This window comes from Frankia sp. AvcI1, from assembly GCF_001420875.1.
GTDB classification, from domain to species: Bacteria; Actinomycetota; Actinomycetes; order Frankiales; family Frankiaceae; genus Frankia; species Frankia alni.
In genome coordinates this window covers 391,182-412,779 of record NZ_LJFZ01000001.1, presented here as the reverse complement: position 1 = coordinate 412,779, position 21,598 = coordinate 391,182, and the positions used below count along the sequence as shown (strand labels likewise).

Genomic DNA, 21,598 nt, shown 5'->3' with positions numbered 1-21,598 from the left:
TCCCGGACTGCCCCTGTNCCGAGTGCGGAATCCCGATGCGCCTGGAGGTGGCGGACGCATGGCTGGTCTGCGCCACAACCTGGTGCGCGGCGGCGGGGATGACCATCCCACTATGGCAGCACCCGCAGGCCGCCGGTACCCCGGCCGGCTGGCCCCGGCCGCGGAGGGACGGCCTGCCCGTCCCCTGGATCACGCTGGTGATCGCCGGCCGGGTCTGGTGGGAGCATCTACACGGGGAGNGGCGGCGGGTCTGCCAGCAGGACTGGCTCTGCCAGGTCTGCGGCCTGCTGTTGCCCGACTCCGCCGTTGTCGTCGTCGCCGACGGGCGGATCGTCAGCGATACCGCTCTGCACCGCCGCTGCGCGGCGCTGGCGGTGACGGCCTGCCCGGTGCTCAGCCGCCCCCAGTGGCCGATGACACGTGCGGCCGTTGGACCTGACGACCTGCTGGCGGACGGCGTGCCGTATCGCCGAGGTGGGTACCTCGGGTTCGCAGCCCGCTGGTCCCTACGCCCCCGCGGCGTGGGGCGTTGAGGTGCGGCGTGGTCGAATAGCGGTAGGTGGCTCGGCGGTGGAGTCGGCCGGCAGATGGCAGGTGCGCTTGCCGGCGGTGGTCATGTCGGCCCGCCACGGGGGCGTGCGGGCCGCGGGAGTGTGATCCGCTTACGGGTGTGGGCCGCGGTGACCGCATCGACCCGCGTGTTCGCAGTAGGTACCGATCCGATCCGCGTCCCTGTGGTACATATCCGGTGAAGATCCGCCGGAAGGGGACACATGGACGTCGGATCGATCAACGCGCGGCTCGGTCAGGCAGCCTCCGCCGACTCCCGCGCGTTGGACCGGGTCTGCGAGGATCTCGCCGCCGAGCTGATCGACGCGAACCTCGAACCCCCCTTTCACATCCCGTCGGCGGACTTCGCCACCGACGCCTGGCTGATCTGCGCCGACCGCTACTGGCGCCGCCGGTTCCTGCGCGAGCCCACCGTCGAGGTCGCGGCCCGCTGCGCCCGCTGGCTGCACGAGCACACCGAGCCACCGGCCCGCCGGGACATCATCGAGAGATGGTCGCTGGGCTACGCCTTCATCACCCGGGACTCCGTCGAGTCCCGCCACGACCTCACCCTCGCCACCGGCCGGATCGTCGAGACGACCCAGGGCTCGGCCGACATCTGTTTCTTCGTCACGCTGTTCCACGCCGGCAAGCTCCGGGCGAACTTCTGGTTCGACGAACTCGCCTGGTTCCTCGAATCCTCCCTGCTTGCGGTCGCCGCCGGTGAGCACCGTGAGGATCCGCTGTTCACCGCGCTGCGTGCCTACGCCGCGCTCGGCAGCCGCAGCATCCCCACCAGCACGGCACTTGACCTGCTCGAGCGGGCCTGGAGTGCGCCCCGGTCCCGCGCGNTCGTTGATGTCTGCCTCAACGCGCTGGCGGCCGCGCCGCCCTTCCCCGACCGAGGTGGGCAGCTCCACCGACGTGCCGCCGACGCCGTCGCCGCATTCCCCGGCGATCATGTCTTCTGGTTTCGGCTCGCGTGCGGCCAACGCCTGTGCGGCGACTACGCCGACGCACTGGCCTCCATCGACACCGCGCTGCGTCTGCTGCCCGCGATCGGCACCCGGATCAGCCACGACCTCCTCCAGGAGCAGTACCTGCGAGAACGCGCCGGCATCCAGCAGAGGCAGGAACTCGCCGCCTCGATCGCCCCTCAGCAGGCCCGCGCCCAGCGTCTTGCGGTCCGCTCCCTGGAACTGCTGGTGGTGTTCGCGGTGGCCATCGTCTTCGTCGTCGGCGCGCTCCGGGTCACCCTCACCGGCACCCTCAGCTTCCGCGACCGCGCGCTGCTGCTCACCGTCCTGGACGCGGGGCTTCTGCTCTTCGCGTTCCTCCTTCTCGCCGGCATCTGGACCCTCGGGCGGCGCGAGAAGCCCCGATCAGCCCGCCCGTCGCCCCCACTCAGGCAGTGAGCTGCAGACCTGGCGCTGCACCTCGATCGCGGCCTGCGCGGCGCTGTACGGGGTGAGGTGGCTACTGAGGACCGCCAGCTGCTCTGCGGTCCCGAGGCGCACCAGTGCGCCCCCGAAGCCGTGCAGCGTCTAGCGGCATAGGCGTCGCTCCGGTCGATCAGGTTCGCCGGCTCCCGCCACAGCACCCCGGTGGGTACCAAGTCGATGCCGGGGCCAGCCGNCCGCCGTCCATCCCCAGCTCGCGGACGACGCTGTTCAGGCGCCGCTGCCCGTCGTCCCCCAGCCGGTGACCTCCTGCACGCACAGCACATCCGGTGCCACGCTGGTGATCAGCTCGGCGAGAGTCCCCCACCGTTCCTCCGGCGCGCCCCGCCCAGGTTCATGACCGTCGGCGTCACGCCGCGTCCTCGGCGGCGTCGATCAGGTCGCTGTCGGGGCCACTGCCGAGCAGGCCGGGCCATCTCGCCGCGCCATGGTGGTGCAGGTACAGCGCGCGCTGCGGTGACGCCCAGTCCACCGGGGACTGCGAGGTCACGACGATCAGCGCGGGCAGGTCCGCGGCAGTACAGACGATCACGTCCTCCAGGTCACCCAGCCGGGGCCAGAGGCTGCGGACGGCGTCCACGGCCTCCAGGACCACCGTGACCTCGACCTGCGACCGTTGACGTTGACGTTGGAGATCCCATCCGAGCAGGTTGGGCAGCAACGGCAGGGCTTGGTCTAGGCGGCCGGTGACGACCTGGTCCAACACCGGGCACTGCTGCCGCAGGGACGCCAAGGCAGGTGTCTCGGCCAGCTGGGGCCAGGGCAGCTCCATGTCACCGGGCGTCGTCCAGGCCGGATCGGCGAGGGCGCGGGCGGCCCGCAGCCGCGCCGTCGTGGGCCCGAGCACCGTCCGCCGGGTGACGACCTGTGCCAGGGACACCGTCGGATACCGGCGGGCCCAGTAGATCAGCAGTCCCGCGTCGAACACGGGAAGATCACCCGTGGGGGTCGGTCCGGTCTGCAGGCCGGCCCGCAGCGCCAACAGGTATCGCTCAGGGTCCCTACCCATCGCCGCGACGTCGATCCGCACGGTGTGGGTGCGCGCTCGTCGGCGCGCGTGGGCCTCCCGCTGCACCACCTCGGACTGCCGAGACNGTGCCGCAGGATCTCCGCCGTGGATGCAGATCACGTTGCGCCGCGGCCCGGTGCCGTTCCACGGCTCGTCCAGACCGGCGAGCATCCGGGCCACGACGGTCCCCAGCGTCATCACGTCTCCTGCTCTTCTTGTTCTTCCGATCGCACAGATGGTGACAGATCGGCCACGGCTGCGTCCCCGACTCTGCGTGCTGCCAGGCCGGAGGGCACGGCTGGGCCTGCGCCGGCGGGGATAACGCGCAGAGNGACGAGGACCAGTAGGGCGGCGGNGACGGACGCCAGGAGGATCGCGGTGGACGCGCCCTCAACAGCATCCGAGTCGCCCAGGGCGAGGCGGGTGATGAGGAGGCTGACCGTGTAGCCGATGCCGGCGAGCAGGCCGAGGGGGATGAGGTGGCGCCAGCGGAGGCCGTCGGGGAGGCGGGCGAGGTGGAGGCGGACGGCGAGCCAGGCTCCGGCGGGGACGCCGAGGAGTTTGCCGGCGAGCAGGCCGACGGCGACGCCTCGGTGGAGCAGGGCTGACGGGGTGAGGGAGACCCCGGTGGCGGAGAGCGCGAACGCGGGGAGGATCACGGCGGCGCTGATCGGGGCGAGGTGGCGTTCGAGGCGGGTGGCGGGTGCTTCGGGTTCGTCGGGGTCGGGGTGGACGCGCACGAGCAGGCCGAGGGCGACGCCGGCGACGGTGGCGTGGATGCCGGCGGCGTGCACGCACACCCACACCGCCACAGCCAGCGGCAGATGCAGCCCCGGCGACTCCCACCGGTGCCGGTGCAGCACCGCGACGACGGCGAGCAGCACCGCGGCAGCGGCTAACCAGCCCACCGCGATCCCGCTGCTGAACCCGAGGGCGATGAGTGCGATGCCGCCGAGGTCGTCGGCGACGGCGAGGCCGAGCAGCACGGTGCGCAGACCGGCGGGGGCGCGGGGGCCGGCGAGGGCCAGGACGCCGAGGGCGAAGGCGATGTCGGTGGCCACGGGGATCGCCCAGGCGCGGCTGGCGCCATCGGTGCCGTGGGTGAGGGCCAGGCAGAGCAAGGCGGGGGCGAGCATGCCGCCGGCCGCGGCGGCGACGGGCAGCGCCGCGCTGCGGCGGTCGGCCAGGGTGCCGACGGTCAGTTCGCGGCGCAGTTCCAGGCCGACGGTGAAGAAGAAGACGGCGAGCAGGGCGTCGGCGACCCAGTCGGTGAGGTGCATGTCGGCGAGGTGCAGCCAGGCCGGGCCGAGGCCGGCCCGTGTGGACCAGACCGCGTGGTAGCCGCCGGGTGCGGCGTTCGCCCAGACCAGCGCGGCCACCGTCGCGCCGAGCAGGAGCAGCCCGCCGGTGGTCTCCGCCCGCAGGAGCACCGCCAGCCCGCTGCTGGCCCGGCGCGTCATGGTGGCGGTGGTGTTGTGGTGACGGTCGTCCATCCGATGTCGGTGGGAGGCAGCCTGGTGGTGCCGTCGGTGCAGGCGCGCAGCCGCCCGCCGGCGGCCAGCGCCGCGAGCCGCAGCAGGAGGTCCATCCGGTCCACCCGACCGGTCTGTGTGTCGAGGAGCGCAGCGATCTGCGATGCGGAGGCCTTTCCGGTCTGGAGCTGCGTCGTGACCACCGCGGCCCACCACTCCGGCGGCGAGATCGTGTCGAGCGGACGTACGCCGTCCGGGGCGGGCACGGCGAGCGGGGGTCGGCAGGCGTACATCCACATGCCGCTCACCGTCTGGTAGCGGGAGAGGAGCCGGATCGTGGCAAGAACGTTCAACCAGCGGCTCACGTCCTGGGCCGTCGCTGGCACCTCGACCTGGCTGGCGGAGAACACGCCCGCGTGTGCGGTGCGGGCCTGGGCCCAGAGCACCGCCGCGCGCAGGTCCCGGACGGCCACCCGCTCGATCCCCTGCCCCAGGCGACGGCTCACCCGGCATCCCGAACCTCCGCCGCAGGCGCGGGGTATGGGTGCGGCGCGCGGGCACCACCCCGCGTGCCGCACCCCGGCTCCGTCCCTAGGCAGCGGAAGGGGCCAGTTCTGTGCCGCGGACTCGGTGCGCGGCGCGGCATCACGGTGCCGGGTCTTTCCGCACGGCGCTGATCGCCTCCCACCCGGTGTCGGCCAGCCGCAGCCCCGGGCCGACCCGGGTGAAATGACCGGCGCGGGTGTGCCGGTCCACCCAGCCGTCAAGCCGTTCCGCGGAGACGCCGAGGCGGCGGGCGGCGGTGAGGAGGTCGACGTCGACGTCGACGTCCAGGGGGTCGGCGTCGAGCACCGTCCACACCTCGTGGTCGGTGAGCGCCCGTGCGAGCAGGTCGCGGGACCGGTAGGTTCCGCGGGCGGTCGCCTGCCACTGGCGGTGCGCGGCACCCCGGTCCGGGCCCAGCAGGAGCAGTCCCCGCACGGCCAGCACCGCGAGGCGCAACGTNACGTCGACCCGGTCCACGCGCCGGGAGGTGTCCAGCAGTTCGGCGATGGCCTCGCCCGAGGCCAGGCCGGTCTCGGCCTGGGCGATGATGATCGCCGCCCACAGCTCGCGCGGCAGGATCTCCTCCTGCGGGCGTGCCGCGGGGGCGGAGGCCGGCGCCGCAGCGAGCAACGGCCCGCAGGCATACACCCAGGCATCACTGGACGCGCGGTACCGCTCGGCCAGGCCGACCAGGGCGAGGTTGTTGAGCAGGGTCGCCNCCTCGTCGACCGGCACCTGCAGACGGTCCGCCAGCAAGGTGGCAGGAAACGTCCCCGTGCGGCTCGCGCGCTGGTGTGCCCAGGCCAGGGCCGCGCGTAGCCGACCAGCCTGCACACCGTCCAGGCCCTGGACCGTCGCGGCCCTCGGGCGGATCGCGGGAGTCATGGAGCCTCCGCGGACCGCAGTCCAGAGCTCGGCGCGGCTTGTCCCGTCGCCGGCCTGACGTAGGTGATCGTCCCGGAGGTCTCGGCCGGGGACCGCAGGGCCGTCGCGAGGTGCTGCAGGGGGACTGCCCAGTCCCAGCGGGCCGGTGGCCCCGGATCCTGCACCAGCGCGTAGTCGCCGATCGTCGCGGTCACGAGGACCATGTGGCCCTCGAACACGCCCCGGTCCCGGCGGGCGAGGACCGCGGCGTCCAGGCACAGCAGCGGCAGCCAGCCGGCGTGCAGCCGNCTCGGCAACAGCCGCGGATCAGGGATGCCGGGGGCGAAGGACACCTGTCTGCTGGCCAGACAGNGGGTGATCGCCGCACGCTCCCGCTCGAAGTCGCTGATCGTCAGCAGGTAGGTCAGGGATTCTTCGTCCAGGCCCGAGCGTCGCAGCTCCGTCTCTGGGTCCCGGGTCAACGCGACAGCGTCGAGTGGGTCCTCGTGGCGGACCTCAAAGCCGTTCTCGGCGAGCCAGGCGAGCATCGCGTANGGCCACGTTTCCACCCCGGCCCGAAAGCCGGTGATCTGTTCGGCCTCGGCGAGGGTCAGCGGCTGCGGGTGGCCCAGCCTCTCCACCGCCATGACCAGACAGGCCTGCGCGCAGTNCAACCCGTCCGGTGACGCCACACGACTCCCCTGCGGNGTCACGGGTCGGTGTACCGGCCGATCGACGGCCTGCTCGTCGTCGCCGAACAGCAGCCGTCGCACGTCCTCGTCGGTCACACAGCCTCCTCGGTACCACGATCAAGAGGGGCCGGCGTGGCTCGTCCCCCCGAGGCCGGCGGCCGCGGGCAGCCAGGGCAGTAATCCGGCAGTTCTGCCTCGTGGGCGGNCAGCGGGGCGCCTGTTCCGGCGGCGGCCACCAACGCGGGCAGGTTGACGACGCCGATGGCGNGGCGGCGGAGCGTGAGGACACCGGTGTCCTGCAGGCCGGTCAGCGCACGGTGCACCGCCGGAAGGGAGGCATCCGCGAGTTGAGCGATCTCCGGCTGGCTCAGCGGGATCACTACTCGCCCCGCCGTGTCCCGCCGGCCCCCGAAGCCGCGGCACAGCTTGAGCAGCGTGCGCGCGACGCGCACGGCGACCGGCGCGAGACCCGTGATCCACTGCCGGGTCGCGTCCCGGAGCAGGGCGCACTGCGCGCGGCAGTGCGCCTCCCGGGCGCTGGGATGCGCGGCGAGAACCTCCGCGAACCCGGCGGCCGGGATCCGCCGGGTCAGCGTGAGTGCGCCTGCGGTCACCTGCGCCCCTCCCTGCGCTGCCAGTGCGTCCACGTCCACCACCTCACCGGCGTGATGGATTGCGAGCATGAACGACCTCCCGGTCTCCGCACTGGCGGTGACCTTCACCCAGCCGGAGAGCAGCACGACAACCTGACCCGCGACGTTCACAACGGGCCCACCCGCGGCGATCGCGTCGCCGCGGCCCAGGCTCAGGACGGCGGCGCGGGCCTGGGGGTCCAGATCGCCGAGGAACCGGCCTGCCCACCGCTGCAACTCCGGACGGCTCCGAGACACGCCGGAGGCACGGCAGCCGGCGTGAAGGTGCCGCACCTGCGCCGTATCACCGGTCATGGGAGATGCGGAGTTGTCAGCGCCACCAGGATCAAAGCCAGCAGCGCGGCCACTGCCACGACGCATTCCCCCACCGGCGGCCGCGCGTCCCCAGCAGCCCGCCACAGGTCCCGCTCTGGCGATGGGGTCGTTTCCTCATCCATCAGCGCACCGCCCCCACCAGGCCGCGGTCGGCCCATCGGTTTCGGACCTGTCGGCGCCGGCGGCCGCCGGGGGCAGGCCGATGCCGGCGGGACGCCGATCCGACCGGTGCAGCTCCGCGGCTGCGGCGGCATACCAGACGCCGATCATGCCCACCCGGCGGGTGCGGGCGCGGAACGCACGTTCCTGCTCGTCGGTGAGGCGGCCGGCCGGCACCTGGGGTGGGCGTGCGGAGAGCCGGAGCAGCGCCGCACGATGCTCGGTGCGAAACCGGCTGCCGCGCCCGCGTGAGGGCGGGCGGGTCACCGGCCCTCCCCGCAGACCACGCAGTTCTCCGCCCGCAGCGGGCAGCGCAGGCCCTGCGTGGGCGGGGGTTCCTCGGCCAGCAGGTGCAGCCCGGCCAGGTTGATGAGATGGATGCGGCGGGAGACGACTTCGAGATAGCCGGCGTTACGCAGGCCGCTCACCGCGGTTTGGACCAGGGACATCGACATGCCCAGCATGGCGGCGAGGTCGCGTTGGACCAGCGGGATCCCGCCGGTGTGCGTCGGGTCCTGACCGAACGCCTGCTCCTGATCGAGCAGGAGCCTGGCCACCCGGTTCTGGACCGGGACGTGAGGGTCTGTCCACCATGCCCGGCGGGTGGCGCGCCGCTGGGCGCACAGNCTCTGCCGGAACGTAGCCCCGGCCCCCGGGTAGGTGGTCAGGAACGCGGCGATGTCGCGGTGCGGGATCCTGCGCACCCGTGCGGCACTGCCGGCGGTTACCGTCGCGGCCCGCGGCGCACCTGGCCGGTCGGCCAGGATGTCGCCGGGATGGTGGATGTCGAGTATCGCGATCCGCCCGGACGGCGTGATGCTGGTGCTGCGCGCCCAGCCGGTCACCAGCAGCACCACCTCGTCCGCCGGCGCGTCCTGCCAGACGATCACCGTGTGGGCGTCGAGGACCTGTTCCACGCCGAGGGTGAGGGCCGCCGCCCTGGCCGCAGCATCGAGCACGCCCAAAAACCGCCCCGACCACACCGCCGATCCCGCGGTCATCTCCCCCACCTGCACTCCTCAGAACTCTCCGTCCGTACCGGCGACAGCCCGCCCGGACGATCTAGACGACGTGCGCCATGACAATGATCAGAAGACAGGAGGCAAAGGCGATCGCGAGGCACACGTTCGCCGACCGCGTCGCTTCCTCGATGTCCCGCCGGGTCTGCTCGGGCAGGCCGTCGAGATCCGACCCCCGGACCCGCCGCGACCGGCAGATGCCCATCAGCCGCGGATCGGCGTGGCACCGGACGCGGACGCGATGAGCCGCTCCACCACCTCGCGGGAGGTGCGGTGCGCGCCGAGCGGCTGGGGTTTGCGGTCGCCGTGGTAGTCGCTGCCCCCGGTCGCCTCGACACCGAGATCGGCGGCGAGCCCGCGCAGCCGGCGCTGCTGGTCGGCGTCGTGCTCGGGATGGAAGACCTCGATCCCGAACAGGCCGTGCGCGGCCAACGTGGCCAGATGCTGGTCGGTGAGCAGCCCGCCGCGGTCCTTGCGCAGCGGGTGGGCGAGCACCGTGACCCCGCCCGCCGCCTCGACCAGCCTGATGGCGTCGATGGCGTCCGGCTGCCATTTCGGCACGTGGTAGCGGCCACCGGATGCGAGCCACTCCGGCGTCCACGCCGCCCCGACGTCGGCCAGGGCACCGACGTTGACCAGGGCCTGGGCGATGACCGGTTTCCCGATCGACCCAGTCCCGGCCAGCGCCTCCACCGCCTCCCAGGTCACCCGGTGGCCGTCCGCTGCCAGCAGCGCCACGATCTCCCGGGCCCGCCGTTCCCGGTCGTCACGGACGCGGCCCATCACCTCGCACAGCGCCGGGTCCTCGCGGTCGAACAGGTAGGCCAACACGTGCACCGTGCGCAGCCTGCCGCCCACCGTCACCGAGCACGACAGCTCCGCGCCCGGCACCAGCGTCAGCCCGCTGGGCAGCGCACCGGCGGCCTCATCGATACCGCTGGTGGTGTCGTGATCGGTCAACCCGAGGTATGTCAGTCCCGCCTCGGCGGCCAGGCGGACGAGTACCTTCGGGCGGACGGTCCCGTCCGACTCTCCGGAATGGGAATGCAGGTCAGCGTCGTCGTGGTCGCTCACAGGACCCTCGACAGCATGAGAACAATCGCGACGAGCGCAGCGGCACCAAGCAACCGCAAGCACTTGCGGGTGAATCGCTTGTACTCCGCCAGGAGCTGGGCGTTCACGTCGCTTTCATCGTCGGGCGGCATCGCCTCTCCAGAGGTCGGTGTCATCGTGGTCCGCCAGGAGTGTGAAAGGGAGTCCACATGGGGGCGACCTTGTTCGGCCAGTGGCACAGCGGGTCGTTCTCGCGGGCAAGGTGGTTGCCGATCGCCTGCGCGATCTGCCAGGCGGCGGGCGGGATCCCCGCGGCGAGGGCCTGGTCGAGCGCCCGCCGGTAGGCCTCGTACCACTCGGGCCCGCTGCCCGGTGGAACGGCACGGTCCGGACGCGGATCGACGCGGACAGCGTCGATCTGCACGACCGGAGTCGCGAGCGTGACGGGCAGGGCCGTAACCGGGCTGCGCACACCGTCGACGGCGCCCACCGGGGCCTCACGGTATTGGAATCCNAGGCCGACCATGACGGGCAGCAGTCCGACGGCGCGCGCCGCCCAGATCACCTCGCCTTCCAGTACCCGCGGCGGGACCGGCCCGTCTTCGGCCAGCGCGGGCGTGAACACCCGGTCATGCGCCGGCTGGATGAGGCTGACCCACCCGCCGCGGCGCACCACCCGGGCGATCTCGGCCAGTGCCGGAACNAGTGGGCCTCGCAGCGCGTCGTTGCCGACGACGAGCCCCACCGCGCCGTCGTCCAGCGCCAGCCCGTTCCAGACCTGGGCGTCGTCGCCTGCGAGCACCACGACCTCGGTGCCGGCACCGGCGTGCTCGGCCACCTCACGGGACAGCTGCGGGTCCCCGCCCACATCCAGCACCCGTGCACCGGACCCCAGGTCGGCTCGTGCGTACACCAGGTCCCTCAGCCCTGCCCCGCCGACCAGCAGCGGCAGGGGATCCTCCTCTGCGAACGTCCACCGCGCCCGGCGGTCCGCCTCGCCGCTCATCGCCCGCGGCCCAGCCCGCCGCCGGGCCCGAGCCCGACGGCGGCGGTCGACGGCCGGGTGGGCCTCATGCCGACCCCAGCCGTTCCCGCCGGGACTCGCTGCGCGTCCCGGCGACCAGGTCGTCCCAGCGCCGCCGATGTCTACCCAGAGCATCCATGATCGCCCGCTCTGCTTCCGGGCGAGGGCTGCGAATCGGCTCGGCCAGCAAGGGGAGACGGCGCGCGGGCCCGGNGACGGGCGCCAGCGGATCTCCCGCCACCCGTCGCGCGGCCAGGACGACCATCGGCGTGGACACCGTCACCGGACCGGCCGCGGTCGCCTCCTGCCACGCCTCGGCGTACCGGTCGGCCAGCGTCACCCCGGCCGCGGCGGTGATCCGATCCAGCGGGCCGGGTATCCCGGCCGCAGGCCCCTCACGCAGGTAGTCATCCAGATCCCCGGCCCCCACCTTCCGGTGAGCGAATCCCAGATGCAGACGGGTCGNGCGCAGACCCTGCCCCCGGGCCTCCCAGATCAGCTCCTCGACCACCGCGCCCCGCTGGTGCGGAAACGCAGCGAGCAGCGCCGCGTCGAGGGCCCGGCGTTCCCGGCCTGTCCACCCGCCCAGCTNCAGGCCCGCGAACGTACAGGTGTGATCCGACTGGGCCAAACCCAACCAGCCCCCGATCCGCAGCACCCGGGCGATCTGGCCCATCCGGGGCCGCACCGGCACCGTGGTGAACCCCTGAACGGCGAGGACACCGTCAATGCAGTCCTCCGGCACCGATTCCAGCGTGTCCACCGGCTGGCCCGCGCTAACCCACGGGCCCGGNAGGTCCTGGTTGGACAGGGTCAGGACCGAGCCCGCACCGGCCCCCTCCAGCAACAACTCCCGCACAGTCTCGGAATCCACTGCCCCATCCACCTCGATAGCGGGCAGGGGATCATCCGGGGTGAACGCGCTCATGGTTTGCGTCCGAGCGCCCCGTAGATGCTGACCGCGGCATCGGTCAGCTCAGACGGCACCGGGGAGTCGCTCCGCCAGCGGTGCACCACCTCCACACCGGGGTCGATCAGCTCCAGGCCGTCGAAGAAGCGGCCCACCTCCACGCGGCTTCGGGCCTGCGCGGTGATCCCCTGCGCCTGGTACACCGCTGCCATCTCCTGCGCCGCCGGGTCGAGATCCGCGGTCGCGTGGGTGAGCGCCAGGTAGCTACCGGGGGCCAGCGCGTCGACGAGCGTCCGCACGATGCCGTACGGGTCCGCGTCGCCGTCCGGCAGGAAATGCAGGATGGCGATCAGGGAGACCGCAACCGGCCGGGTCAGGTCGAGGGTGTCCCGCAGCTCCGGCGCGGACAGGATCCGCCCGGGGTCAAGCAGATCGGCGTCGAGGTATGCCGTCCGCCCCTGCGGGGTGCTGGTCAGCAGCNCACGGGCGTGGGTCAGCACGATCGGGTCGTTGTCCGCATACACCACCCGCGTGTCCGCGGCGATGCGCTGGGCGACCTCATGCAGATTCGGACTCGTAGGAATACCCGTGCCGATGTCGAGGAACTGCCGGACCCCGACCTCACCGGCCAGATACCTGGTCGCCCGAGCCATGAACGCGCGGTTCTCCCGGGCCATCACCCGCGCGTTGGGAAATACCGCGAGAGCGTCCTCAGCGGCCTCCCGGTCGGCCGGGAAGTTGTCCTTCCCACCCAGGTAGTAGTCGTACATCCGCGCCGAATGNGGCCGGTCGATGCTCAGCTCGACCGGGGCGCGATCCTCCATCAGGCTCCTCCACCCGGCACCGGCATCCGGCCGGGACTCCTCATCCTGAAACATGTCCAACGCAGTCCTGTCGATGTTCGAGGTCACCGCGGACCGCCGCGGTCACCGATGTCCAGATGGAGACAGGCAGGCGGTACTCCCGGGTCAACCCGTCCCCATCCCCGTGGAGGAGATGGACCTGCCTGCCGCTGAGACACGCAAAGCCGATCGCCGGGCCAGCGACCCAGCGGACCCACCTCTCACCCAGCCCGTCGAACGTGCCCGCACGAACCGCGGCAACCAGAGCCGTCCAAGCCGTGCGCGGAATCCGCAGCCCCCGGTCCACACCCGCCGACGTGTAGCGGACCGTCACCAGCTCACCGTCCCGAACGACCATGGTGTCCACGCAAGCTCCCGTCAGGGACAGAGATGGAGCCTCCCCACCCACGGATCCCCGCGGAGTACCCGGCGGGAGCCGGCGCGGCGTGGGCGAGGAGACGACTCAGGGTTAGGCGGGAACCAGCTCAACCTCCGGTCCGACGCCAGCGGAAGCGGAAAGGGAAGGACGGGGGGGCCGCCTGCGTCGGAGGGGACCCGGCAGGCGGCCGGTCAGGGGCCTAGGAGACGGCCGCCGCCAGCGACCGGCCCACGGGCTCCCCGGGCGGCTCGTCGAGCCCCACCAGCCCGAACCGAGGAGCCACCGCATCCTGGATCACCACGCCGAGCGCCTCCAGCTCGTCGCNGATCTCCGCGGCGTAAAGCTCCATCAGGTTGAGCTGCTCGGTCTCCGACAGCGCGCCCATCACCAGCGCGACGTACTCGTCGCCCAGCATCCCCAGCTCACCGAACAGCGCGGCGTACCGCGCGTGCAGCGGCTCCCGGGCCACCAGCCCCTCATCGGTCAGCGACTCCGGCATGGTCCGCAGCTCGTGCGCCAGACCAGCCATCTGCCGCTCGATCNCACGCCGACGCCGCCGGTACGTCGCCGACAGACCCAGCACCACACGGATGGTCTCGTTGGAGAGCCCCAGCTCCTCGAAACACTCCAGGACCCTGNCCGCCGGCTCCTCCGGCGCGGTCGTCCGTGGGCTCAGATCCAGCACCCCCGCACGATGCGGGGCCATCTTGTCGTTGAACGGCGGCATGACGCCCTTTCAGGATGACGGGATGGAACCTCCCCGCCCGCAGCAGACGCAGATGCATGGCATCCGATAGAAAGGCGCCGCGGGCAGGGAGGGGTCTGAAGAAGCCATCGGCGCTCACGCGCCGTCCTGAGCGTTTCGCGCCCAAAGCGAACAGGAGTCGGCGTCAGGCAAGGCCCTCGTGTAGGCGCACCGCCGAACGCCTAGGCGAACCAGTAGGCCACAGGGGGCACCTTTCACAATCTGCATCGATACGACTACAGTTGGACTCGTTGACGGGAGGAGGGTCATGCCGGTTCACGACAGCAACTTCGGGCGGGAGCTTCGGCNACGCCGCGAGAGCGCCGGGCTCAGTCAGCGCCAGCTCGGCGAGGAGCTCGCAAATCTGGCGTGGGACCACCTCAACGTGCGCGTCGGGGTCGATGGGAACCTTGTGTCGCGGTGGGAGCGTGGGGTTGCTTTGCCTCGGCCGCCGTACCCGGAACTGCTGTCCCGTCTGTTCCAGGCCACCGTCGAAGATCTCGGTCTGCGTCCCGGACTGCCGCCGCAGCCGACAACTGGNCGAACGGACGACGTCGGACTCTTCGAGTCAACGATGATGATCGTGGACAGGATGCGGCGTGCTGGATCGTCCAACGTGTCCGATACGACCCTTGATCGCCTGGAGCGGATGACAGTCGACATGGTCAGCGAGTACGAGCGGCTGGGGCCCCTGGTACTCGCACCTCGGCTCATCGAGCAACGACAGTGGGTCGAAAGACTGTTCGATGATCGGCAGACGTTGCGGCAACGCGCCCGTCTCCATCGGATCGCCGGCCGCCTGTCTGGCCTGCTGGGGTCGCTGGCTGTTGACCGAGGTGCCCTATCCACCGCGCGCGCCTACTGTGATGAGNCATACCAACTCGCCGATCTTGCCGATGACGACGAGCTGCGTGCGTGGGTACGGGCCACGCAGGCGCTCACCGAGTACTACGCGGGCGAGTACGCCGATTGCCTCTCGCTGGCTATGTCGGGCCTGGAGTACAGCCGCGGTGGCGCCCAGCAGGCCCGGCTGCTCGTCCAAGGGCAGGCCCGCGCAGCCGGCAAGATCGGCGATCTCCACATGGTGAAGGCCGCCATCGAACGCGCGCAGGGACTTGCTCGCCCCAACCCGCCCGGTACGGTGAGCCCTTGCCTCGCGCTGGACGGCTACTGCCAGGCCCGCATCGACGNCAACGCAGCCACCGCCTTGCTCTCGGCCGGTGACCTGACAGGTTCCCGACGGGCGNCATTCGCCGCCCTCGGCCCCTTCGATGCTGCCGAGATGACCGGACCGCGATCGCTGACCCGGATCGACATCGCGCTGACGTACCTGTCCGAGGACGATCCGGACCGCGCCGCGGACCTCGTCGTCGAGGCTCTCAGCATCTCCGCCTCCCGGCCGATTGCCACCGTGGCCATACGCACCGGCCAGTTCCTCGACGCCGGCCGCCGCTTCCTGTCGACTCCAGCGATGCGGGACCTGGCCGAGTTGGCCNCCGACCAGCAGAACCCAGCGCATCCGGCCCTTCCCGGTGGTTAGCTGCCGGGCATGTCGACACGGGAACAAGACCACGCCGCAGCCCGCAGGGAGGCATTCGCCCGGTTGGAGCGCATGCGGGAACACTGGTGGTGGCGCCCCGGGTGGCGGATGGGACGCTCGGCCTTCACCTTTCACGTCACGTTTGCCGACGCGCCCGAAGTGGCAGAGCTAGCGCGCTACTACCGGGCGGCGATCGACCTGCCGGGATCGCTGGACCCGGTGCCCGACGAGGGTATTCATCTGACCATGCAAGGAGTCGGCTTCGCCGACGAAGTCACCACGACCGACCTCGACGCCATAGTCGAAGCCGCCCGGAGACGCTGCGGCGAGCTCGCACCGTTCACCATCACCCTCGGCCCGGCTGACGCCGATCCCGAGGCCGTCATGCTCCAGGTCGCACCATGGGCACCGCTCGATGCGCTACGCGCCNCCACGCGATCCGCCATCGGCGAGGTGTGGGGCAGCAACCGGATACCCGACCGGCCCGACGGTTTCACCCCCCACGTGTCGGTCTTCTACTCCGCCACGGACGCCCCCGCAGGACCGCTCCGCCACCAGCTCGCCGGTATTGAGCCCAGAGCCATCACCACCACGGTCACCGCCCTGCAGTTGATTGAATTGAGCCGGGACGAGCACGTCTACCGCTGGTCGACCATCGCAACGCTCCCCCTCCACGGCTGACGGTGCTGTCGGCCAGTCACGGGGCCGCGCGGTCGGGACGCTGCGGCGGCGACNCTCGCTACGGAGCCCGGTGCCTGCGGGGGTTTCTGTTTCGCGCGGAAAAGGTCGGNCTGTCTCAGAACAGCTCCGCCTGTTCGCCTGTGGGTCGTGCTGGGGTAGGGGGGCTGAGGGGGATTCCGGCGAGGTCGTGGAGCGTGGCCGGTCGGGAGCTGTCGAGTTGGTGGGTGAGGGCGGTGAGGAGTAGTCCGGCGCCAATTGCGTCCCACAGTGCGCGGTGGGGTTGGCTGCCTGCTGCCAGTTCGGTGACCTGCCGGGTGAGGTCGTGTCGGTCGAGCAATGCGGTGAGGGAGTTACCTGTACGCACGCCGAGGTGTCGGGCGAGTCGAAGGGTGTCGAGCAGCCCGGCGGGTGTGACGGTGGGGCACCGGCGGTGCAGCAGACGCCAGTCGACGCCGACGTTGTGGCCGACGAGGATCCGGCCATTCAGCCGGGCGGCGAGCTCGGGTTCCACTCGGCCAAGTGGTGGACTGCGAGCGAGGACCTGGTTCGTCAGGCCGGGTGAGTGCCATGGCCGGGCGGCGATACGCCGCCCCGGGTTGATGACCGTGGTGTAGGACTCGGCGATCTGCATCGCGCCGGCGCGCAGGGGCACGAGGGCGATTTCGAGGACGTCTTCCTGCTCACCGTCCTGGGCGCCGGTGCCTTCGAGGTCGATCGCGACGAGCGCGGCGTCCTGCCAGGTTCCGATCATCGGGCATCCGATCGTCGGGGCGAAGTCAGTCGTCGGTATCGAACCGTACTGCCGTGCCGAAGGCGCGTTGCACCNCGGCGAGTTCGGTTTCCTGGTCTGCGGTGGGCGGGTGGCCGGTGAGGGATCGGCCGTGGGCGTGGAGGAAGTGCGGCTGGTCGAGTTCCCAGATCTGGAAGCCGAGGGTGTGCTGGATGGCGTAGCGGCGTTGTTCGCCGAGGCCGTGGGTCCAGACGTGGCCGTCGTCGAGGAGGTAGTCCGAGGTGTAGCCGAGGTCGGCTAGGACTGTCTCGAACTCTGNCGGTGTGGGCTGGCGGTGGCCGGCGCGGCAGAGGTCGATCTGGCGGGTGGGGCAGATGTCGCAGAGTTCGGGGACGCCCCAGTGGCCGTTGTAGTCGGCCGCGGCGTGCGCGGCGGAGACGCCGCAGCTTGTCTTGCGGAACAGCGGGGTGGCGATCCCGGATGCGCGCCAGGCCGCGATGACCCGGGCGTCGAGGTCGTCGGGCATGGTCTTGCGTCGGTGGAACTCCTCGTCGCGGTAGGGAAGCTCGACGCCGAGGTCGCGTAGGTAGGTCGAGTTCTGCTGCTTGTGGTAGTAGCCGGTGAACACGATCGCGTCCGTGTCGGCTCCGACGGACAGGACGTGGTTCAGGGTGTCGGGCTGGTCGTTCCAGCCGGGCACGATCGGCCGCCAGTAGAGCACGACCCGGGTCCGGTTCCGGTGCGCGCAGGCAGTCGCGATCGACGTGGTGGTGATCGCGCTCTTGGAGATCGGCTCGACGCGGCTGTCGGTGATCCCGGAGTAGGTGAACAGCAGCGTGACCCGCAGGTGGCGCAGCCGTTCAAGTTCGGCCATGTCGGCGGCGGTCACGGTGAACCGGGTGATGATGAGGACGAGGTTGTCCAGGCCGCGGTCGTCGAGGGCACGCAGCACCTGGAACAGGTGCGGCTTGACGCCGGGCAGGAACGGGTCGGTGGCCTTGTTGAAGATCTGCAGCGGGGTGATCGACGGGCGGAACGCTTCATGTCCGAGGAGCAGCTCGACTGCATCGTCGGTGGGGCAGAGCAGGTGCGGGGTCTTGTGCTCGAAGTCGCCCCAGAAATGGCGCACGCAGTATCCGCAGTCCAGCGGGCAGCCGATGATGTGGTTCAGGGACAGGCCGCTCTTGNGGTAGGTCACGATCTGCGCCATGTACGGGTCGAGGTCGGCCTGCGCGGCGGCCGTCATCACGCTGAGCTGGCGCGGTCCCCCGCCGACCTGTGGGGTCACGGCAGTCTNCTGGTTCACGGCACGTTCCTCTCGCTGTCGGTCGGGGGCAGGTCGAGGAGCTGGTGACGGTCGGCACCGAACCAGGTCCCGAAGTCGCGGCAGACGGCGCCGACGTCGTCCGAGGTATGGATGAGGTTCTCGATCAGCCGGCCTTCGCGGCGGGAGGTCGCCAGGTCGTCCACGCCGAAGGTGCTNCGGATGGTGNCCGGGGCGGCCTGCCGGGGGTCGTAGTGGCCGAGGAGCNCCCGGATCGCCGCCGGGGTGTCGACGCCGGCCGGACCGCGCAGCAGCGCGATCACTACCTGACTGTCGATGTAGGTGCGGCGCAGGTAGTCCACGACGTCGACGGTGAACCAGTCCTTGTCGGCGAGGAGATCCTGGTAGTGGACGAAGATCTGCCAGTCGGCGACGGTCACCCGCTCCTGGACGACGACGTCCGCGGCGCTGCGGATCACGGCCATGACGTCGTCGACGAGCTGGCGGCGCAGGCAGTCCGGTTTGAGGAGCACCACGCTGAAGCGGGACCAGTCGATGCCGTCCAGGACGGTGCCGGGAATCCGGGAATGCGTCCTCACGCCGAGCTCCTCGAGGTCGCCAGGGGGGCCGGCATCCGCTCCGGCCATNGGTGGGAGATCAGCCACTGGTAGCGGGGATGCAACGCCTCCAGGACGGCGCGGTCCAGGAGCCGGCCCGGTTGGTGGACGATCTGCCGCTGGACCTCGAACAGCAGCAGCACCTGCTGCCAGTACGGCGCCAGGCCGGTGTCGTCGACCTTCGCCGGGACGATCCGGTCGCGGTCGAGCCGTAACGCCTCCTCGTGGGCCGCGAGGACGGCCAGGTCTGCCCAGCTCGTCGCCGGCATCCGCGCCGAGGGGAAGCGGACTCGTCCCGGCCCGAGGGTGCTCGCCTCGACCAGCACTCGCTCGACCCGCCCGGCGTCCCGGTCACCGATGTGCATCGAGCCGACGTGGTGGGCGTAGGTGCCAATACCGACGCCGAGCAGGTTCGCCGTGAACTCCTGCAGCAGGGTGAAGGAGAAGACGTCGGACAGCAGGCCCTGGTCGGCGTCGTTGGCCCGCATGTAGCAGATCAGGTGCAGTGCGCCGTCCCGAATCAGGAACTGTAGGGCGATCATGCAGGAGACGTCGATGTTGTGTGGGATGTTCAGCTCGGCTTCGTTGAACGCGACCGAGACCGCTCTCTTCGTCGCATCCTCACGTCGCAGCAGTGCCAGAAGCCGGTCGAACCGGCTCACCTCGCCGTCGCCNGGAACCGCGAACAGGCGATGGCCGTAGGCNGAGCCGCGCAGCGTGTGGCCGTCGGCGGAGTAGGAGCGCATCTGCGGCGCGTAGTAGGAAATCATCTCCACGTCGTGGCGGCCCCACAGGTACCACAGCGCCTCCGCGTAGTGAAAGATGATGTTCACCTTGCGGGCTCGCAGGTACGGCGTCCGCTCCAGCGGATCGTCCAGCCGCAAGCTGATGTTGAGACATTCCCGGGAGGCATTGCCCCGCGGGGCGTTGACGAACTCCGTCTGGCCTCCGACNTGCCGGAGCACCGCAAGGTAGGCGTCCTCAAACGTCGAGAAGGTCGGGATTCCGAGCATGCACATCACCTCACTGATCAGATCGGGGCGCCGCCACCCAGGAACTCGGCGCACATCCGGACCCGCTCGACGTTCGCGAGGAACGTTCGAAGAGCGTCCGGCGCCGAAGCCACCCCGCCCGCGCGGCGCCGCGTTACCAGGGNAGGCGCAGACTCCGGGCTGCGGTCCTGGGTCGTCACGTCATCGACGGCGAGGAATCCGACCATGCAACGGCCCGGCGTTACATGCTGGTAACCTCACCTGTACCGGTACTGACAGTGTGCTCCACCACACAGATCGGCGACAGTACCGGTACAGTTTGCGTGACGAGAGGTGCCTTTTGACCAGATATGAGGAGATCGCCGCCGAGCTGCGCGCCCGGATGGACGCGGACCCCCCGCGCTACCCGATCGGCAGCCGCCTGCCCGGCTACGGCCCCCTCACCGACGAGTTCGGCGTAGGCCGCGGAGTCCTCACCGAAGCCCTCGGCCTACTCGCGCTGGAAGGCCGGATCAAGGTCGCCGACAGGTCCGGCGCCGTCGTCCTCGACCCGGCCCAGCCACCCGAAAGCATTGACGTCGGCACCACCGTCCGCCGCAACGACCTCGGCTACATCTTCAATGCCGCCGCCGGACACTGGCGGCCCATCACCACCCCGACCCGCCGCTGGCTGCCCGCACCCCCGCACATCGCCCGCCTCCTCGACGTCCCCAAGGGCTCCGAGATTCTTCAACGCCACCGAGTGATCGGCCCGGACGGGCGCGCGGTGCTGATCGCCGACTCCTACCTGCCCGNCCTCGCCCGCGGCACGATCCTCGAGGAAGCCTCCACCGGCCCCGGAGGCATCTACGACCGCCTCGAACACGACCTCGGCCACGGCCCTCTGACCTGGACCCGCACCACCGGTGCCCGCGCCGCCACCCCAGAACAAGCCCGGGAACTGGGCATCCCCCGCGGCGCCGCCCTGCTCGTCCTGACCCGGATCACCCACAGCGGCACGACTGGACGCCCCGTCGAAGTCAACATCACCTACGTCGACGGCGGCCGGTTCGCCGTCGAAGACATCATCAGCCGAGACGAGACCGCCCACTGGCCGACCACACCGGCCACCGCCGAAAACCGGCCCGGTCAGCCGCAATAATCGGCCAAGGCCGGCTCGTATCTGTGACCCGTGTCCGGCACTGGCTGGCACGGTTGTCCGACCACTCCGCGCTCACCCTGACCCTCACCATCCCTGCCGCCCCATCACCGCCGTCTCCNGCGGCGCCGGCGAAACCGACAAACTTTTCTGACCCCGGCCCGGCGCCCCTTCCGCCCGACCTGATCCCGCTAGGCTTCCTCGGTCGCGCACCCGGACGCCTTGGAGGACCCCGCCCTGTGAGCCCCATCCGCGAGATCGAGGTCAAGTACGTCGTCAACGACCCCGACGAGCTCCACGCCGCCCTGCAGCACCGCGGTCTGACACTCACCCCGCCCGTCGTCCAGGACGACCAGGCCTATGCCCGCGCCGGCTGGCAATACGGCATGGGCCGCATCGGAGTTCCCTTCGCGCGCCTACGCAGCCAGGACGGCCGGCACCTGTTCACGGTGAAAACCCCGATCGACAACACCATGGCCTGCGACGAACAGGAAACCGAGATCGCCGACCGCGAGCAGATGCACCAGGCGATCCTCGCCATGGGCTTCACCCCGACCGTCCGCATCGTCAAACGACGCCGCACCACCCGCCACGGGCACATCACCCTCTGCCTCGACGAGGTCGACGGCGCCGGCCTGTTCCTCGAACTGGAACAACTCGCCGAACCCGACGAACACGCCGCCGACGTGCAGAACCGCCTCGACACCTACGCCCGAACCCTCGCGGGCGGGCTNCACCGCACCACCGACACCTACGACACCATCATCCGCCGCTCGCAGAACGTGCCGGCGTAGAAGACGCGGCTCGATCCGCCAGCGAACCACCCGCCCGCCTGGCCTCGTCCTAAGCCAGAACACCACTCAGACGCCGGCTGTCGAGGCGGCGATCCGCCGCGTGCACCAACACCATCCTGAGCCTCGCGCCCCGCACGATCTTCAACGGGTC

General features: G+C 71.0%; 7 protein-coding genes and 5 pseudogenes. 3 read left to right on the top strand and 9 right to left on the bottom strand.

The features are described 5' to 3' along the window. Window positions 1-3,374: 3,374 nt before the first annotated feature. From nhaA to UK94_RS36700, 8 genes and pseudogenes are all read right to left on the bottom strand, one after another. Window positions 3,375-4,511: Na+/H+ antiporter NhaA (nhaA, locus tag UK94_RS01680; RefSeq protein WP_235486082.1), on the bottom strand; the 1,137-nt coding region annotated here is incomplete at its 3' end. Beyond that, the gene (locus UK94_RS01675) at window positions 4,475-4,996 is read right to left on the bottom strand and encodes a hypothetical protein (RefSeq protein WP_157734059.1); all 522 of its coding nucleotides are present in this window, start codon (window positions 4,994-4,996) and stop codon (window positions 4,475-4,477) included. The genes UK94_RS01675 and nhaA, both read right to left, overlap by 37 nt. 2,678 nt (window positions 4,997-7,674) lie before the next feature. Further along, window positions 7,675-7,986 carry a hypothetical protein gene (locus UK94_RS01655; protein WP_055748397.1) on the bottom strand — a complete coding sequence of 104 codons (312 nt, stop codon included), beginning with the start codon at window positions 7,984-7,986 and terminating at the stop codon, window positions 7,675-7,677. Window positions 7,987-8,942: 956 nt separating this feature from the next. Then, window positions 8,943-9,812, bottom strand: coding sequence for a PHP domain-containing protein (locus UK94_RS01645; protein WP_055748395.1), 870 nt, complete (start codon window positions 9,810-9,812; stop codon window positions 8,943-8,945). 1,217 nt (window positions 9,813-11,029) lie between these two features. Further along, window positions 11,030-11,245: hypothetical protein (locus tag UK94_RS36715; RefSeq protein ID WP_235486080.1), on the bottom strand; the 216-nt coding region annotated here is incomplete at its 3' end. Window positions 11,246-11,739: 494 nt separating this feature from the next. Further along, window positions 11,740-12,205: pseudogene (locus tag UK94_RS36710) on the bottom strand (SAM-dependent methyltransferase); the annotation flags it as partial. Between the two features lies 1 nt (window position 12,206). Further along, window positions 12,207-12,507 (bottom strand): annotated as a pseudogene (locus UK94_RS36705) (SAM-dependent methyltransferase); the annotation flags it as partial. 764 nt (window positions 12,508-13,271) lie between these two features. Further along, on the bottom strand, window positions 13,272-13,475 hold a 204-nt coding region (locus UK94_RS36700), incomplete at its 3' end, for a hypothetical protein (RefSeq protein WP_235486078.1). 1,765 nt (window positions 13,476-15,240) lie between these two features. Between UK94_RS36700 and UK94_RS72570 the strand changes: the two are divergent. Next, a pseudogene (locus UK94_RS72570) lies at window positions 15,241-15,660 on the top strand (2'-5' RNA ligase family protein); the annotation flags it as partial. A gap of 1 nt (window position 15,661) precedes the next feature. Beyond that, window positions 15,662-15,912: pseudogene (locus tag UK94_RS36690) on the top strand (2'-5' RNA ligase family protein); the annotation flags it as partial. A gap of 115 nt (window positions 15,913-16,027) precedes the next feature. On the opposite strand, the gene UK94_RS01605 reads toward UK94_RS36690, so the two are convergent. Further along, a complete protein-coding gene (locus UK94_RS01605) occupies window positions 16,028-16,663 on the bottom strand; it encodes a 3'-5' exonuclease (RefSeq protein ID WP_055748387.1) in 636 nt (211 codons plus the stop codon). Window positions 16,664-20,892: 4,229 nt separating this feature from the next. Between UK94_RS01605 and UK94_RS01575 the strand changes: the two are divergent. After that, window positions 20,893-21,386, top strand: a pseudogene (locus tag UK94_RS01575) (CYTH domain-containing protein); the annotation flags it as partial. Window positions 21,387-21,598: the final 212 nt, after the last annotated feature.